Genomic DNA, 15803 nt, shown 5'->3' on the forward strand with positions numbered 1-15803 from the left:
CCTCGTCGTGACACGTGACGAGCACATTCTCCCGGATCGGCGCCCACTCAGGCCCCCGGCTGGAAGTTGCTCGGAATTCTCCAAATTCCGGGGCGGTAATCCTGTCGGGTCACCCACACCCGTACCCGCCAGTAGCAGGCGAAGCTGGGTCATCCTGACTTCCGTACGAGGGGGGACCCCGCCCATGACCGGTTCACGCGTGGTGGCGCTAGGGCACTACCAGCCCGCGAGAGTGCTCACCAACGAGGACCTCGCGGCCGTGGTCGACACCAACGACGAGTGGATCCGGTCCCGGGTCGGCATCAAGACGCGCCACATCGCGGGCCCCGAGGAACCGGTCGACGAGCTGGCCTTCCAGGCCGCAGGCAAGGCCCTCGCGAACGCCGGCCTGAGCCCCGACGACATCGACCTCGTGCTGGTGGCCACCTCCACCGCGATCGACCGTTCGCCCAACATGGCCGCCCGCGTCGCCGCCAAGCTCGGCATGCGCAGCGCGCCCGCGGTCATGGACCTCAACGTCGTCTGCTCGGGCTTCACCCACGCCCTGGCCACCGCAGACCACGCGATCCGGGCCGGCTCCGCCACGCGCGCCCTGGTCATCGGCTCCGACAAGATGACCGAGATCACCGACTGGACCGACCGCACCACCTGCGTGCTGACCGGCGACGGCGCGGGCGCCGCCGTCGTCGAGGCCAGCGACGAGCCCGGCATCGGCCCGGTCCTGTGGGGTTCGGTGCCCGAGATGGGCCACGTCGTCCGCATCGAGGGCTCGCCGCCGGTCTTCGCGCAGGAGGGCCAGTCCGTCTACCGCTGGACCATCAGCCAGCTCCCGGCGCTCGCCCGCAAGGCCTGCGAGAAGGCCGGGGTCACTCCCGAGGAGCTGGCCGGCGTGGTCCTCCACCAGGCGAACCTCCGGATCATCGAACCGCTGGCCAGCAAGATCGGCGCCGTCAACGCGGTCGTCGCCCGCGATGTCGTCGATTCGGGCAATACCTCGGCCGGCAGCATCCCGATGGCCCTGTCCAAACTGGTCGAGCGCGGCGAGATCCCGTCCGGGGCCCCCGTCCTCCTCTTCGGCTTCGGCGGCAACCTCTCCTACGCTGGCCAGGTCATCCGCTGCCCGTAGCGCCGATGCACCGCCCAGCCGCGCGCCGGCTGCGGCGGTGCCCTGCGTTCGGGCCCCGACCGGCGCCCACGAAAGATGCGGAGCCCCGTGTCGCCATCCATCCGAGTCGCCCCGTCTCGTCATGGCGTACGGCACATGCGCGCAGGTCAGCCCGGCCGCGTCGACCGTCCCCGGGCCGATTACCTGGTCGGAACCACGCTGATCCCCTGCTATTGTTATCCATGTCGCCGCGGGAAACCGGGGCCGACCACCTAGTCCGGGTGGCGGAATGGCAGACGCGCTAGCTTGAGGTGCTAGTGCCCTTTATCGGGCGTGGGGGTTCAAGTCCCCCCTCGGACACCAGCAGAGACCCCAGTTCATCTGGGGTCTCTATGCATTTCTGGCCGGTGTCACGACCAGCAACGTGACCAACGACGTGACCGCCGAGAAAGGCCCGGCCGGGCCGGGCTTGTTCGTCGCTTCGACTACCCGAGTGGGCAGGACAACTCGGGGCGGGAACGGTTCGGGGAGCAGGTCACCAGCGCGACCGAATGGAACGCAGTTCCGTTGAGGTAGTGCCCGAGCGACACATCCCCTCCCCACGTCAGCCGTTCCACTGCCGACTTCACCAGGAGCACCAGGCGGGTTACTTCCCGGTCCTGCGCCGAGGCGAACCGGGGTGCGAACTCGATGAGCTGGAGCCCGAGCCATTCCCCGGCCTCCTTCGACTCCTCCCACGTGCCCCGGATCACCGTGGCCGGTTTGATCAGCCAGTGCGCTGTCTGGAGCGGCGGCACATCGGTGGCGGGGAACTCGGCAACGGCTTGGCGGTAGCGGTCGGCTACCTCGGCCGGGCTGTGCATGGTCGGGGCCTGGGCTGGTGGTGGCCGCCGGATGCTCTCCTTGTCGAGAGTCTGTTTCTCTCCCAGCCAGGCGTATCCGTGGATGTGCACAGCTGCTCCGTTCCAGGGAAGGGTGACGGCCCCGCCCGTCGGCGTGCGGGGCGGGGCCGTCTGTGGGGAGGCGCAGGTTTACGCGGAGAGGTCGAAGCGCGCAGGGTCGATGCCTGCCGCGTTCAGCTCCGCCGTGGTGAAGCGCAGCGGCTCGGCGTCCGGGCGCTTGCTGTCGCCCATGGCCCACGCGTCCGGCCCGATCTTCGCGAGCGTCACGCACGCCTCGCCGTCCGGGTGGGTACTGCCGCCGCACGCCTTGGAGAACTCGGCTCCCTCGATGGGGAACCCGTACAGGTCGGTCATCGTTGTGCCCTTCCTGATCTGCTTGACGGCCCCAGACAGGACCGTCCCCCCGCCCGTAGCGGACGGAAGCCTTAGAGGTGGGCGCCCCGGCTTCCCTAGGTCCGGAGCGGTGCCCTCACCGCCCAGGGCGGCACCCCAGCGAAGGGGCGGACCGGGGGGAGAACCTGAGCACGTCAACTCAGACGGGACACGTCCTGTCCCTGTTCAAGCCTTGTCCGGTCGGGGGTCTACCTGTCTCCCGTCGGGAGGGCGACGGAGAACAGGATTCTGTGAGCGCTTCAGTGCCCCGAAGGCAACCGCAAAGCTTCAGCAATCTGTTCGACAGCGTCAGCCGGGAGCATCTCCATGTGCACGTACGCATGGCCGTTGTAGGTGACGGTGGGCCGTATGCCGCCACGCGGCCTCAGGGATACCGCGGGCGGCCAAGGCTGCCCGTATGGACTCGGTGGCGTCAGTAGCCCGTGTCCGGCCGTCTCTCCAGGTCTGCATGTCCATCAGTGACCGGTCCCGTGCATCCGAAGCAGGATGTTGCAGTCGGCCACCGTCGTGCCGTCGCCCTCCGGCCCTGCGGCCTTGCGAAGCTGCCCCAGCCGCGTGCACTCGGCGCAACCCGGCACCGGACGAGGCCGAGGCCGTTCCATCCGCATCGGCAGCACCACCGGCTCCTCCTGCCACCGATTCGGTTCCGTCTTCATCACGCCGCGCCCTCCCGATCGCTTCCGAGGTCGATGGAAGGACCCTAGGAAGTGAGCAGTGCCGAGCTCCACGAACTTGCATGAGCTTGCACACCAATTGCCGTGGCTGATAGCGGTATTGATGCTGTCTCCGCAGTTCAACGAAGCTGATGCAAGCCCGAGCAAGCACCTAGACCAGGGAGCCAGCCATGGCCGTAGAGTTCGTCGGAATCGACCCGAACACGGACCGGGACCACTGCCCCACCGTGTGGGCAGATGCGGAAGCTCAGGAGATCTTGTTGCAGGGATGGAAGCCGAGCCCCGAGACTCAGGTGGAGTGCGAGGGGAGCAGCCCGGCGAACGGACCGGTGCCCGAGAGCGAAGCCATCGTTAGGATTCCGGCCCGGATGATCCCGATGATCAGGGAGGCGTGTGATGCCGTCGAGCGTGCCCAGCTTCGCTGAGCTGCTTGGCCAGTGCGAGCGGTCCGCCGTCCACCTGGAGCTGCGTGACTCCTACGCCCCGACGGACCGGTTCGAGGCATGGAAGCGCGGCGAGCGGATCAACTGGGAGGACCGCGAATCCTGGTGGCATCCCTATGACCAGTTGATCACGGACACCGTGGCCCGGGGTGTGGCGATCCGCCGGGCCCGGGTGATCTCCGAGCCTGTATCGGAGTACATCCGCTGGGAGCACTACGTCACCCACGCCAACGTCACGGCGGGTGAGGAGGTTCGGTGGCTGCCACGGCGACGGGCCACGAGTATCCCCCTGCCGGGGAATGACTTCTGGCTGTTCGATGGTGCGCTCCTCCGGGTGCACCACTTCTCAGGTGACGGCGTGGTGGTGGAGGACGAGATCACGGCGGACTCGGAAACCGTGAAGCTGTGTTCCAACGCCTTCGAAGTGGTCTGGGAACGAGCGATCCCGCACCACCTGTACGAGATCTGACGAAAGCCAGCTCCATGCCCCCACACCCCTCTTCAAGCGTGCAGAAGGCCCGCGAAGACCTTGCCGGGCGTCTGCGCGAGATCCGGAAAGATGCGGGGATCAGCGGGCGGGAGCTGGCCGTCAGGTGCGGCTGGTCAGAGTCAAAGTCGTCCCGGATCGAGAACGCTAAGACCCCTCCCTCTGACGCAGACATCAAGGCTTGGTGCCGCGCCTGCGCCGCCGACGATCAGGCCCCTGACTTGATCGCGGCAAACAGGCAGTCCGCCAATGCTCATGTGCAGTGGAGAGGACTCCAGCGGAGCGGTCTCCGTCGCCTGCAAGAGTCCACGGGGGACCTGTACCAACAAACCAAGGTGTTCCGGGTCTACGTTTCCGACGTGATCCCCGGATTCCTCCAGACGCCCGGATACGCCGCTGCCCTTCTGTCGACCATCGCAGACTTCCGGGGAACCCCCAACGACGTGAGTGATGCCGTGGCGGCCCGCATAAGGCGCAACGCGGTGCTGAGCAACGGCGCACGCCGGTTCTCGTTCGTACTGGAGGAGTCGGTGTTGCGGTACCGGCTGTGCAGCGCCGAAACCATGGCGGCACAGCTTGGCCACCTGCTCGGGGTTATGGATCTCCAGAACGTCGCCGTGGGGATCGTCCCGCTCTCGGCGCAACGGACCGTGTGGCCCATGCCCACCTTCACGATCTTCGACGACACCAGGGTGCACGCGGACACGCTGGATGCTGCTTCCACCCTCACGCAGCCCAGCCAGGTCGAGCTGTACGCCCGAGCCTTTGAACGGCTCTCACAAGGGGCCGCACGGGGAGCTGCGGCACGTTCTCTCATAGCGGGTGCGTTGGCGTCCCTGGATTGAGTCGTGCAGGTCAGCGAACTAAGAAGCTGGTGCCCGAGTGGAGAGTTCAAGTCCCCCCTCGGACACAGAAGAAGGACCCCGCTGCGGCGGGGTCCTTCGCGTTTTCAGGCTGTGGAGTGACGAACAGGGCGCCCCGGCGGGGGGCGAGGGCGTTGCCGGGGCGCCGGTGGTTGGGGCGCCTGGGGTGGTGGGGGCTAATTCACCGTCCACTTCAGGGGTTCCTTGTAGTACCCCTGCGAGTACGTGACGAAGGCGGCGGGCTTGCCCTCGGGTACCAGGTACAGCGCGCAGTGCGTGTGCTCGTCGCCCGTCTTCCACTCGGCTTCGATGTCGTCCTTGCAGTCGGCCGGCTTGCTGCTCAGGTCGCGCATCATCGTCAGCAGGCGGGTGACCGGCACGTCGTCGGCGGTGCGTACGCCCACGTTCGACATGATCATGGGGCCGCGCACCGGTGAGTCGCCTCCGATGAGCTTGGCGTTGACGTACACCCAGACCGGCAGCCAGCCCTTGTACTTCTCGTCCTTCAGCTCGTCCAGGTCGGACGCCTTGCCCGTGACCACCCGCTGCGGGGTGATGGTGAACTTGCCCGTCGTGTCGTAGCGGCCGATCTCCTGCGGCTCGGTGCTCGGCTCTCCGAGGCGCAGCGGCTTCTCGGGCGCTTGAGAGGCCTTCGAGCCCTTCGCCCCCTCGTCGTTCGCGCCGCCCTTGAAAGGCCCGCACGCGGCCAAGAGCAGTACGGCGAGCGCGATTCCGGCGGTGCGCGCGGAGCGTCGCCTCGATGCGGCCGTGGTGTGCGTCAGCACGTCAATCCCCTCGTTCCTCTGTGTCTCCTGGGATCGGAGCGGCGAATGAGCCGTCCGAGCCCGGACAAACACTCTCATGATCCGGGGACATGGCCGCTGACCTGTGCGGCATCATGGCCACTTGAACGTGCCGAGGGGGAGCGAAGTGTCGCAGGACGATCCACGCAACAGCAAGGTGATCGCCGGGCGTTACCGTCTGGGGAAGCGGCTGGGCCGGGGCGGCATGGGGACCGTTTGGCGGGCCACCGACGAACTCCTCGGGCGGTCGGTCGCCGTCAAGGAACTCCACGTCGACGGCGGTACGGAGACGACCGGCGCCCTGCGGGAGGCGCGCACCGTCGCGCAGGTCAAACATCCGCACGTCGTGGTCGTCCACGACGTCGTGGAGCACGACGGGCGCCCCTACATCGTCATGGAGCTCGTGGACGGCGGCTCACTCGCCGACCGGCTGTCCGCCGACGGGCCGTTGAGCCCCGGTGAGACCGCCCGTACCGGGCTCGCCCTGCTCGGCGCGCTGACCGCGGCCCACGCCCGCGGGGTCCTCCACCGCGACGTCAAACCCGCCAACGTCCTCATGGAGGCGGGCACCGGCCGGGTGGTGCTGACCGACTTCGGCATCGCCAGCCTCGCCGGGTCCACCACCATCAGCGAGACCGGCGCGTTCGTCGGCTCGCCCGAGTACACCTCGCCCGAGCGCATGCAGGGCGCCGCCGCTGGCCCCGCCTCCGACCTGTGGTCGCTCGGCACGCTGCTCTGCGCCGCGCTGAGTGGTGAGTCGCCCTTCCACCGCGACTCGATCGGCGGCGTACTGCACGCCGTCGTCTACGACGAGATCCGGCCGCCCGCGCAGGCGGGACCGCTGCTTCCGGTCATCCGCGGCCTGCTGGAACGCGACCCGGACCGGCGGCTGGAGGCCGCGGAGGCCGAGCGGCTGCTCTCGGCGTACGTGACCACCGGGCGGCTCCCGCTCCTCGACCGGGCCCCCGGCCCGACGCCGCCCGCCCCGCCCGCCGGCGGCTGGGCGGCCCGGAGCCCGATCGGCTACTCGCCGACCGAGCGCGTCGTCACCCGGCCCGCCGTGGTCCCGGCGGGGGAGGCCCGGCGGACCCGTCCGGCCGTGCGGGTCGGCCTGATGGCCGCACTCGTCGTCGTGGCGGTGGTCGGCGCCGTGACCGTGACCTCGCGGCTCGCGGACCGTACGGCGGACCGTGCGGCGGACCGGGCCGCCCGCGAGACGACGGCGAGTGCCCCCGCGACCCCTGCCCCCGCAACCCCCGTGCCGGGCACCCCCGCGTTCGCCGGCCCTTCACCGAGCGCGGCCGGTCCCAGCGCCGCCCCGCCCACCTCGGACGCCAAGCCCGCCGACACCCGGTCACCGGTCGCGGCGCCGCCGGCGGCCCGCACCGTGTCCGCCAAGCCCGCGCCCTCCGGGTACCGGACGGTGACCGACCGGGAGGGCTTCAGCATCGCCGTACCCAACGGCTTCCAGCGCACCACCGACGATCAGCGGGTCTTCTACGTGTCCCCCGACGGGGCCTTCCGCATCGGCATCAAGGTGAAGCCGGCGGCCCCCGGCGGCCCGCTCGGCGCCATGCGCGGCTCCGACGCGAACGGCCCGGCCAACAACCCCGGCTACCGCGACAACAGCGTGGTCCCGACGACCCACAACGGACTGCCCGCCGCCCTCTGGGAGTTCACCTGGAACGGCTTCTCCGCCGCCGAGGGCGCCCGCCACACCTTCGACCTCTGCTGGGACGAGAACGGGCGCATGTACGACGTCTGGGTATCCGCGCCCGTCGGCCGGCTCGCCGAGGCCCGGAGCCACTTCGACACGGCTCTGGACTCCTTCGTACCGGCGGGGTGAGGCGCCGCCCGCGCACGGTCAGCACGGTCAGGTGCTCAGGACCACCAGACCCTCCGGGGCCGGCAGGCTGCCCGGGCGGAGCGGGGCCAACGTGTGCGGCAGGGAGAGCCGGGGCTGGTCGTTGTCGGTCTCGGAGAGGGCGTCGAAGAGGTAGGCCGCCGCCGTCGCCGGGTCACTGACCAGATGGGGTCCGTCGGGCGAGGAGTCGGCCCGGTTGAGGCGCGTACGGAAGACCTTGCGCAGGTGGCGCAAGGTCTCCGGAGTGACGGCCGCCGCCTGCGGGACCGGTGCGGCCACCGGCACCGGGTGGCTGTCCACCGGGCTGCCCACCAGGGTGTCCGCCGGAGTCTCCACCGGGGTGTCCCCCGGCCCGTCCGGCGGGATCGCGCCCGTCAGGAGCAGCGCGAGCAGCACCGGTACGGCCTTGCGGCGCAGGGCCTCGGTGGCATGCCGCAGGCGGTGCGCGTGCGTCGCGGGCAGGGAGAGCGCGAGGCTCCCGGCGGCGTCCCCGATGGTGATCGGGACCGCCGAGCAGACCACCCCGGGGGAGTACTCCCGCAGGTCGAAGACGGGCGCGCCCGGCGCCACCGCGTCGAGGGCGCTGAACAGGGCCCGGCTGTCGGTGATGGTTCGAGGGGTGAGCCGGGCCGGGCGGTGCCGGGCCACGTGGTCGGCCCGGCCGTCGTGGTCGAGCTGGGTCAGCAGGCACTTCCCGACGGCGCTGGCATGCGCGGCCGCCCGGAAGTCCACCCACTCCCGCACCGGCGGGGCCCCGGGCCCATCGGCCATCTGGGTGATCCGGACCTCGCCCTCCGCGTACCGGCTGAGGTACACGGCGGCGCCCGCGCTGTCCCGGGCCAGGGCCAGGGTGCGCTGGAGCTGGCCCGCGAGACCCCGACCGCCGGGGGCGGCGAGCCGGTCCAGGGCGGGCCCCCGGCCGTAGACGCCCGCGCCCGGGAGGTACGCGTACTCCTCCTCGCACAGCATCGTCAGCAGCGGCCCGAGCTCCGCCTCGGCGAGCCCCGACTCCCGCCCCAGCTGGGCGGCCCGCACGCCCAGCGGGTGCCGTTCCAGTACCCGTACGACGGCCAGCGCGCGCCGGGCCTCCGCCAGGGCCCCGCTCCCGTTGGCCACCGGCAGGCTCCGGCGGGCGGCGGCGGTCAGCGCGGGATGCCGCAGCGGTGCCGGGGCGGCCGGGGACGCGGGCGCGGTGGCCGGAGGGGCCGCCGGGGCCGTGATCGCGGCGGCCGAAGGGGCTGCCGGGGCCGTCGGGGCCGCCGGGCCCGTGACTGCGGCGGCCAGAGAGGCCGTCGGGGCCGCCGCGGCCGTCACCGGCCCGGCCGTGGTCCGTGGGACCCGGGTGGCCTGCGCGACCGTGACGGCCGACGGGTGGAACGCGCCCAGCACCCCGGACAGCCCCGGCTTGGGCAGCGGCACCGGGCCGACGTCGGGGTCGTAGAGCTGGTCGACGTAGCGCAGGACGGCCGCCTGCGCACACAGCCGGACGTCCCGCAGATCGCGGTGTCCGCCGGGCCGGAAGCCGCGCCGGCCCAGCTCGCGCGCCCAGAGCCGGGCGTCGTGGTGCTCTCCGCGCCGGGAGTGGTCGAGGAAGAGGCAGAAGGCGGCGGGCGCGGTCCGCGGGCTCCCGGATCCGGCGGCGAACTGCCACCAGAAGCGGGAACCCTCGCGCAGCCCCGCGAGGTGCAGGAGGCAGCCGAAGACCACGGCGCCGGCCAGGCCGGTGGGATCGCCGTCCACGAAGGAGTCGAGCTCGGCCTCCGCCGCCGGCGCGCACACCGTGGCCAGGCAGGTGGCCTTCAGGTCGCGGCGGGCCCGTTCGGAGTCGAGCGGGCAGTCCCGCGCGGGGTCGCTCCACCCGAAGGACCGGCGGCGGGTCCGGCCGAGGGGGGCGCCGAGGGGGGCGCCGGGACGGGGGCTGCGCAGCAGCCGGGCCTCGGCCGCGCCGAGGTCGTAGTGGGGGTACCGGTCGCGGACGCCCGCCCGGTCCAGGAACTCGGCCAGCGAACGGGGGGCTCCGTCACTCTCGGGCCACTCGGGCCGCTCACGCCGCCTCATGATTCGGCGGACGTGTCGAGCAGGCGGGCGAGTCGCCGCTGTGCTTGGCCGAGGTGGGTGCGGATCGTGGCCTCGTCGACGCCCATCATGGAGGCGGCCTCGCCCGGGCTGCACTGGAGCCCGTAGCGCAGCAGCACGGCGTCACGCTGCCGCTCGGCGAGCCGGGAGACCGCCGAGTAGAAGCGGATGGTGTCGGTCAGCACCTCGTACGGGTCGGCGTGGGCCTCTTTCAGGGCGGCCTCGAAGGCACTGATGTCCATCGGCCGCGGCCAGGGGGTGCGGCGGTGCTGCCGGTCGGCCAGCCGCTGTTTGAGGACGGTCCAGGCGTAGGCGTCCAGGCGGTCCATGTGCAGCATGCGGAGCCACTCGTTCATGAGGGAGTCGAAGGTCGCGTCCACCGCGTCCTCGGCGGCCGAGTCGGAGCCCAGCTGCAGATACGCGAAACGCATGTACGAGGGGCGCCGGTTGGTGTGGAACGCCCAGTAGGACAGGCGCGCAGCGGAGTCCCACTGGCTCATCGGCGTCGGCCGCCGCCTACGGCTGGGCAGCCCCACGGCCCCACCGGACTCCTCAGGTCCGCCATCGTTCACCGTTCCACCTCATCCCCTTGTGCGATCCCCTCGTGCGCCGCCTTGCCAGCCTGTCAGCGCGGGCGCGCCCAGGGGGCGTAGAGAAGCAACCTGGAACATTACGTTCGGTGATGACTGACTCGTGATCGATTCCGACCGCACACCGGCCCAACCAGGGCATACGCATATGCCGGTCACGTGTGACGCCGCAGGGGCCCCGCGTACGGGGTGTGACGGCACCTCCGACGGCACTTCCGACGGCACCTCCAGCGGCACCTCCGACGGCACCTCCAACGGCACCGCGAACGGCTCGCCAACGGCACCCGCCGTCCCGCCATCCGGACAGTGCGCCGGACACCGGTCGGGGTGCTGCCGCGCCCGCTGTACCATGGGCCCACCGCGAGGGCCGTGACGGAGAGGTCACCACCCTCGCTTTTGCGTTACACCCACCACGCGTTCGTCCACCCCGTAGAAATGCGGCGCGCGGCGTTTCGGCGGTTCGATACGATGAACCGCATCACAATCCGTCACGTCACGTCGCAACCGCATATATGAAATGGAGCATCCGAGGATGGCTCGACACCTGATCACCAGCGCGCTTCCGTACATCAACGGGATCAAGCACCTGGGCAACATGGTCGGGTCGATGCTTCCGGCGGATGTGTACTCCCGGTACCTCCGCCAGCGCGGCCACGAAGTCCTCTACATCTGCGCCACCGACGAGCACGGCACTCCCGCCGAACTCGCCGCCAAGGAGGCCGGTCTCTCGGTCGCCGAGTTCTGCGCGCAGGCCCACGACGCCCAGAAGGCGGTCTACGACGGCTTCGAGCTGTCCTTCGACTACTTCGGCCGCAGCTCCTCCGTGCAGAACCGCGAGATCACCCAGCACTTCGCGCGCCGACTCCAGAAGAACGGCTTCATCGAGGAGCGCGCGATCCGGCAGGTCTACTCGCCGGTCGACGGCCGCTTCCTGCCGGACCGCTACGTCGAGGGCACCTGCCCGCACTGCGGCTACGACAAGGCCCGCGGCGACCAGTGCGAGAACTGCACCCGCGTCCTGGACCCCACGGACCTGATCGAGCCCCGCTCGGCCATCTCCGGCTCCACCGAGCTGGAGGTCCGCGAGACCAAGCACCTCTTCCTCCTCCAGTCCAAGCTCCAGCACGAGGTCGAGGAATGGGTCTCCCGGCACGAGGCCGAGTGGCCGCAGCTGGCCGCCTCCATCGCCCGCAAGTGGCTGACCGAGGGCCTGCACGACCGCGCCATCACCCGTGACCTCGACTGGGGCGTCCCCGTCCCGGCCGACACCTGGCCGGAGCTGGCCGCCGAGGGCAAGGTCTTCTACGTCTGGTTCGACGCGCCGATCGAGTACATCGGCTCGACGAAGGAGTGGTCCGACCTGGACCCGGCCAACCGCGACTACAAGTCGTGGTGGTACGAGGCCGAGGACGTCCGCTACACCCAGTTCATGGCCAAGGACAACGTCCCGTTCCACACGGTGATGTTCCCCGCCACCGAGCTGGCCACCCGCGAGCCGTGGAAGAAGGTCGACTACGTCAAGGCCTTCAACTGGCTGACGTACTACGGCGGCAAGTTCTCCACCTCGCAGAAGCGCGGCGTCTTCACCGACCAGGCGCTGGAGATCCTCCCGGCCGACTTCTGGCGCTACTTCCTCATCGCCAACGCGCCCGAGTCCGACGACTCGTCCTTCACGTGGGAGCACTTCACCGCCACGGTCAACAAGGACCTCGGCGGCACCCTCGGCAACTTCGTCAACCGCGTACTGACCTTCTCCCGCAAGAAGTTCGGCGACGAGGTCCCCGCCGGCAGCCCCGCCGGCGAGGCCGAGGCCAAGCTGGGCGAGCAGATCGCCGAGCTGCTGGCCGAGTACGAGGGCCACATGGAGTCCCTCCAGTACCGCAAGGCGGCGGCCGCGCTGCGCGCCCTGTGGTCGGCCGGCAACGCCTACCTGGACGAGAAGGCCCCCTGGCTGGAGGTCAAGACCGACCTGGAGGGCGCGGCGCTCACCCTGCGCACCGCGATGAACCTGATCCACCTCTACTCGGTGGTCTCCGAGCCCTTCATCCCGGCCTCGGCGCGCGCCATGCGCTCCTCGTTCGAGCTCGCCGACGACACGGCCACGTGGGTCACCCCGGAGCAGGCGAGGTCCCTGGACGCGGTCCCGGCCGGTACGCCGTTCACCGTGCCGCCGGTACTCTTCGCGCGGATCACCGAAGAGGACCAGGAGTCGTACCGGGAGCGCTTCGGCGGTTCCGAGACGGGCTGACACCCGTCTGATCGAAGGGGCGCGACGCTCTCCCACGGAAGTACTCCGGGGGTCGCGCCCCTTCGGCGTGCCCGGGGCGGGTGCTCACCGGTGGCCTTCCACCGGGGCGGCGGGCTCGGGGGCGCGGTAGTCCGCCGCGTACTCCCGTACGAAGGCGGCCATCGCCACCACCGTGTTGCGCAGCTCGGAGAGCAGTACCCGCTCGTTGGGCGCGTGCAGATTGCAGGTGCTGTCCTGGGGGCCGAACAGCAGCACCTCCGCGCCCGGCGCCGCCTGCGCGAGGCCGTTCACCAGTGGGATCGAGGCGCCCGTGGCGACGTACGAGGCCTCCGTGCCCCAGGCCTCCTTCAGCGCGGTCAGCGCCGCCCGGTGGGCTGGCCCGCCCGTGCGCGCCTCGAAACCGGGGCCGGTGTCTCCGGGCGTGACCGTGAGCGGAATGCCGAAGGGGCGCTGCGCCCGCAGGTGCTCCACCAGCCGGTCCCGGGCCTCCCGCGGGTCCTGGCGCGGGTGGAAGCGGAGGTTCAGCTTGGCGCGGGCGTACGGGACCACCGCCGAGGCGGCCTGCTCCACGCTCGGGGCGTCGAGCCCGATGACGGTGATGGCGGGGCCGCTCCAGAGGCGCTCGCCGAGGGAGCCGGTGCCGATCAGCGGCAGGTCGTCCTGGACCGAGGCGAGGTCGCGGAACTCCTCTTCGGTGTACGTCGTTCCCTCCCAGGGGTCCCGCCTCAGGCCCGGCACCGCGACGTCGCCGTTGGCGTCGTGCAGCGTGGCCAGCGCCCTGAGCAGGATCAGCAGGGCGTCGGGGGCGGCGCCGCCGAACTCCCCGCTGTGGCGGGGTTCGGCGAGGGTGCGGACCTCCACCGTCACCTCGCAGTCCCCGCGCAGGCCGGTGGTCAGGGTGGGGGTGCCCGGCCGCAGGTTGCCCAGGTCGGCGACGAGCACGGCGTCGCAGGCGAACCGCCCCGGGTCGCGGGGCGGGTAGGCGTCGAAGGCGCTGCCGTACTCCTCCTGACCCTCGATGACGAGCTTGATCCCGACGGGCGGGCGGCCGCCGTACAGCCGCAGCAGTCCGAGGTGGGCGATCACATTGGCCTTGTCGTCGGCTATGCCGCGCGCCCGCAGGCCGCCCGGGACCGGGGTGGGCTCGAAGGGCGGGGAGAACCAGAGGGACTCGTCGCCGGCCGGCTGGACGTCGTAGTGCCCGTACAGCAGGACGGTCGGGGCGCCCGGTTCCGGCGGCGGGATCCGGCCGTAGATCACCGGGGCGGTGCCGGGGAGGTCGATCCGCTCGATGGTGGGGACGCCGGCCTCGCGCAGGAGGGAGACGATCAGCTCGTGCGCCTCCCGCACGGGCTCGCGCGGGTAGCCGGGGAAGGCGACCGAGGGGATGGCCGCCAGCTGCTCCAGGTCCGCCTGGAGGCCTCCCATGAGGGCGTCCACCCGCGCTTCCAGGGAGCGCCTGCTGTTCGCTTCCGCTTCCGCTTCGGATTCCACCCGCCACCACCATCCCTCGGGTCCGCGCTGGGCTGCGGGATCGCTGCTCCGATCATGGGGCGGGGGAGGTACGGGTGCTGTGCCGGAATGGGCCGTGCGAGTGAACGGAGTCGCCGTCACGGGCAGCGCGGTACTCAAATCCGGGCAAACGCGCACAAGGGGCGCTCTGGCGTGCCCGCGTGAATGATCAAAGTATCGGGGGGTTAGCATATGAGCGCCGCCTAGCTCGAAAGATAATCCTGTGACTGTCAACGACGACTCGTTCACCAACTGGAAGAACCGCGAGGAGATCGCGGAGTCGATGATCCCGATCATCGGGAAGCTGCACAGGGAGCGGGACGTCACCGTCCTGCTTCACAGCCGCTCCTTGGTGAACAAGTCGGTGGTCAGCATCCTCAAGACCCACCGATTCGCCCGGCAGATGGCCGGCGGGGAGCTCTCGGTCACCGAGACGCTGCCGTTCCTGCAGGCCCTCACCACGCTCGATCTCGGCCCCTCGCAGATCGACCTCGGCATGCTGGCCGCGACGTACAAGGCCGACGACCGCGGTCTCTCCGTGCAGGAGTTCACCGCCGCGGCCGTCGCCGGCGCCACCGGTGACAACAAGATCGAGCGGTGCCGGCCGCGCGACGTCGTGCTGTACGGCTTCGGCCGCATCGGCCGCCTCGTCGCCCGCCTGCTCATCGAGAAGGCCGGTTCCGGCAACGGCCTGCGCCTGCGTGCGATCGTCGTCCGCCAGGGCGGCGCCCAGGACATCGTCAAGCGCGCCTCGCTGCTGCGCCGCGACTCGATCCACGGCCAGTTCCAGGGCACGATCACCGTTGACGAGGCGAACAGCAAGATCATCGCCAATGGCAACGAGATCAAGGTGATCTACGCCAACGACCCGTCGGAGATCGACTACACGGCGTACGGCATCAACGACGCCATCCTCATCGACAACACCGGCAAGTGGCGCGACCGCGAGGGCCTGTCGAAGCACCTGCGCCCCGGCATCGACAAGGTCGTCCTGACCGCGCCGGGCAAGGGCGACGTCCCGAACATCGTCCACGGCGTCAACCACGACACGATCAAGCCGGACGAGCAGATCCTGTCCTGCGCCTCCTGCACCACGAACGCGATCGTCCCGCCGCTGAAGGCGATGGCGGACGAGTACGGCGTCCTGCGCGGCCACGTGGAGACCGTCCACTCGTTCACCAACGACCAGAACCTGCTGGACAACTACCACAGCTCCGACCGCCGTGGCCGCTCCGCGCCGCTCAACATGGTCATCACCGAGACCGGCGCCGCCTCCGCCGTCGCGAAGGCGCTGCCCGACCTCAAGGCGCCGATCACCGGCAGCTCGATCCGCGTCCCGGTGCCGGACGTCTCGATCGCGATCCTCAGCCTGCGGCTCGGGCGCGAGACCACCCGCGAGGAGGTCCTCGACTACCTGCGGGACGTGTCGCTGACCTCGCCGCTCAAGCGCCAGATCGACTTCATCACCGCCCCCGACGCGGTGTCGAGCGACTTCATCGGCTCGCGCCACGCCTCGATCGTCGACGCCGGCGCCACCAAGGTGGACGGCGACAACGCGATCCTCTACCTCTGGTACGACAACGAGTTCGGCTACTCGTGCCAGGTGATCCGGGTCGTCCAGCACGTCTCCGGCGTGGAGTACCCGACCTACCCGGCTCCGGCGATCTGACCCTCCCGTAGCACGTTGTCCCACCGGCGGGGCGGCGAGGCGATGCCCAACGGCACCGCCCCGCCGCCCCGCCGCCGTTTGCCGCGCCGCCGTTTGCCCCGCCGCGCTCCCGCCCCGCCCCGCAGTGCCGCGCTCCCGCGCCGCGCCGCGCCGCCCCGCGCCGCGCCGCCCCGC

Annotated in this window: 13 protein-coding genes, 1 tRNA gene and 1 pseudogene; 8 read left to right on the top strand and 7 right to left on the bottom strand. The window is 70.8% G+C overall.

Annotated features, from left to right (window positions below):
* The first annotated feature begins 184 nt into the window (after window positions 1-184).
* Window positions 185-1126 carry a beta-ketoacyl-ACP synthase III gene (locus MTF65_RS29385; protein ID WP_243632024.1) on the top strand — a complete coding sequence of 314 codons (942 nt, stop codon included), beginning with the start codon at window positions 185-187 and terminating at the stop codon, window positions 1124-1126.
* A gap of 254 nt (window positions 1127-1380) precedes the next feature.
* Window positions 1381-1468, top strand: a tRNA-Leu gene (locus tag MTF65_RS29390).
* Window positions 1469-1590: 122 nt separating this feature from the next.
* On the opposite strand, the gene MTF65_RS29395 is transcribed toward MTF65_RS29390, so the two are convergent.
* Complete coding sequence (locus tag MTF65_RS29395; protein WP_243632025.1) at window positions 1591-2058, bottom strand: hypothetical protein; 468 nt, start codon at window positions 2056-2058, stop codon at window positions 1591-1593.
* Between the two features lie 78 nt (window positions 2059-2136).
* On the bottom strand, window positions 2137-2361 hold the full coding sequence (locus MTF65_RS29400) for a DUF397 domain-containing protein (protein ID WP_243632026.1): 225 nt from the start codon (window positions 2359-2361) through the stop codon (window positions 2137-2139).
* Between the two features lie 883 nt (window positions 2362-3244).
* Here MTF65_RS29400 and MTF65_RS29405 point away from each other — a divergent pair.
* Genes MTF65_RS29405 through MTF65_RS29415 form a run of 3 tightly spaced genes read left to right on the top strand, consistent with a single transcriptional unit; the run spans window position 3245 to window position 4849 of the window.
* Window positions 3245-3499 (top strand): hypothetical protein, encoded by a 255-nt coding sequence (locus MTF65_RS29405; RefSeq protein ID WP_243632027.1) that lies wholly within the window; start codon window positions 3245-3247, stop codon window positions 3497-3499.
* The gene (locus MTF65_RS29410) at window positions 3471-3986 is read left to right on the top strand and encodes a DUF6879 family protein (RefSeq protein WP_243632028.1); all 516 of its coding nucleotides are present in this window, start codon (window positions 3471-3473) and stop codon (window positions 3984-3986) included. Before MTF65_RS29405 ends, MTF65_RS29410 begins: the two co-directional genes overlap by 29 nt.
* Window positions 3987-4000: 14 nt before the next feature.
* Window positions 4001-4849, top strand: coding sequence for a helix-turn-helix transcriptional regulator (locus MTF65_RS29415; protein WP_243632029.1), 849 nt, complete (start codon window positions 4001-4003; stop codon window positions 4847-4849).
* A gap of 194 nt (window positions 4850-5043) precedes the next feature.
* Here the strand turns inward: MTF65_RS29415 and MTF65_RS29420 are convergent, their stop codons facing one another.
* Window positions 5044-5652, bottom strand: a complete 609-nt coding sequence (locus MTF65_RS29420) for a hypothetical protein (RefSeq protein ID WP_243632030.1) — start codon at window positions 5650-5652, stop codon at window positions 5044-5046.
* Between the two features lie 223 nt (window positions 5653-5875).
* Between MTF65_RS29420 and MTF65_RS29425 the strand changes: the two genes are divergently transcribed.
* Window positions 5876-7516, top strand: a complete 1641-nt coding sequence (locus MTF65_RS29425; RefSeq protein WP_243632045.1) for a serine/threonine-protein kinase — start codon at window positions 5876-5878, stop codon at window positions 7514-7516.
* Between the two features lie 393 nt (window positions 7517-7909).
* Here the strand turns inward: MTF65_RS29425 and MTF65_RS29430 are convergent.
* Both MTF65_RS29430 and MTF65_RS29435 read right to left on the bottom strand, forming a co-directional pair.
* Window positions 7910-8650: pseudogene (locus MTF65_RS29430) on the bottom strand (IclR family transcriptional regulator C-terminal domain-containing protein); the annotation flags it as partial.
* Window positions 8651-9588: 938 nt separating this feature from the next.
* On the bottom strand, window positions 9589-10146 hold the full coding sequence (locus MTF65_RS29435; RefSeq protein ID WP_243632031.1) for an RNA polymerase sigma factor: 558 nt from the start codon (window positions 10144-10146) through the stop codon (window positions 9589-9591).
* 586 nt (window positions 10147-10732) lie between these two features.
* Here MTF65_RS29435 and metG point away from each other — a divergent pair.
* Window positions 10733-12448: a methionine--tRNA ligase gene (gene metG, locus MTF65_RS29440; RefSeq protein ID WP_243632032.1), complete on the top strand. Its 1716-nt coding sequence runs from the start codon at window positions 10733-10735 to the stop codon at window positions 12446-12448.
* A gap of 84 nt (window positions 12449-12532) precedes the next feature.
* Here the strand turns inward: metG and MTF65_RS29445 are convergent, their stop codons facing one another.
* Window positions 12533-13942, bottom strand: coding sequence for a M20/M25/M40 family metallo-hydrolase (locus MTF65_RS29445; RefSeq protein ID WP_308407239.1), 1410 nt, complete (start codon window positions 13940-13942; stop codon window positions 12533-12535).
* Window positions 13943-14183: 241 nt separating this feature from the next.
* On the opposite strand from MTF65_RS29445, the gene MTF65_RS29450 reads away from it, so the two are divergent.
* Entirely contained in the window at window positions 14184-15629 is a 1446-nt protein-coding gene (locus MTF65_RS29450; RefSeq protein WP_243632033.1) for a glyceraldehyde-3-phosphate dehydrogenase, read from the top strand.
* Here the strand turns inward: MTF65_RS29450 and MTF65_RS29455 are convergent.
* Window positions 15608-15803, bottom strand: a 196-nt coding sequence (locus tag MTF65_RS29455; protein WP_243632034.1) for a hypothetical protein, incomplete at its 5' end; no start/stop codon positions are given. The two genes, MTF65_RS29450 and MTF65_RS29455, sit on opposite strands and share 22 nt — an antisense overlap.

Origin of the sequence: Streptomyces sp. APSN-46.1 (assembly GCF_022815725.1) — a bacterium.
Lineage (GTDB): Bacteria > Actinomycetota > Actinomycetes > Streptomycetales > Streptomycetaceae > Streptomyces.

What these genes read in the sequence shown, in the direction of transcription:
- MTF65_RS29385 (WP_243632024.1), top strand. Translation starts at nt 185, where the DNA reads ATGACCGGTTCACGCGTGGTGGCGCTAGGGCACTACCAGCCCGCGAGA.
- MTF65_RS29400 (WP_243632026.1), bottom strand. Translation starts at nt 2,361, where the DNA reads ATGACCGACCTGTACGGGTTCCCCATCGAGGGAGCCGAGTTCTCCAAG.
- MTF65_RS29405 (WP_243632027.1), top strand. Translation starts at nt 3,245, where the DNA reads ATGGCCGTAGAGTTCGTCGGAATCGACCCGAACACGGACCGGGACCAC.
- MTF65_RS29410 (WP_243632028.1), top strand. Translation starts at nt 3,471, where the DNA reads ATGCCGTCGAGCGTGCCCAGCTTCGCTGAGCTGCTTGGCCAGTGCGAG.
- MTF65_RS29415 (WP_243632029.1), top strand. Translation starts at nt 4,001, where the DNA reads ATGCCCCCACACCCCTCTTCAAGCGTGCAGAAGGCCCGCGAAGACCTT.
- MTF65_RS29425 (WP_243632045.1), top strand. Translation starts at nt 5,876, where the DNA reads ATGGGGACCGTTTGGCGGGCCACCGACGAACTCCTCGGGCGGTCGGTC.
- metG (WP_243632032.1), top strand. Translation starts at nt 10,733, where the DNA reads ATGGCTCGACACCTGATCACCAGCGCGCTTCCGTACATCAACGGGATC.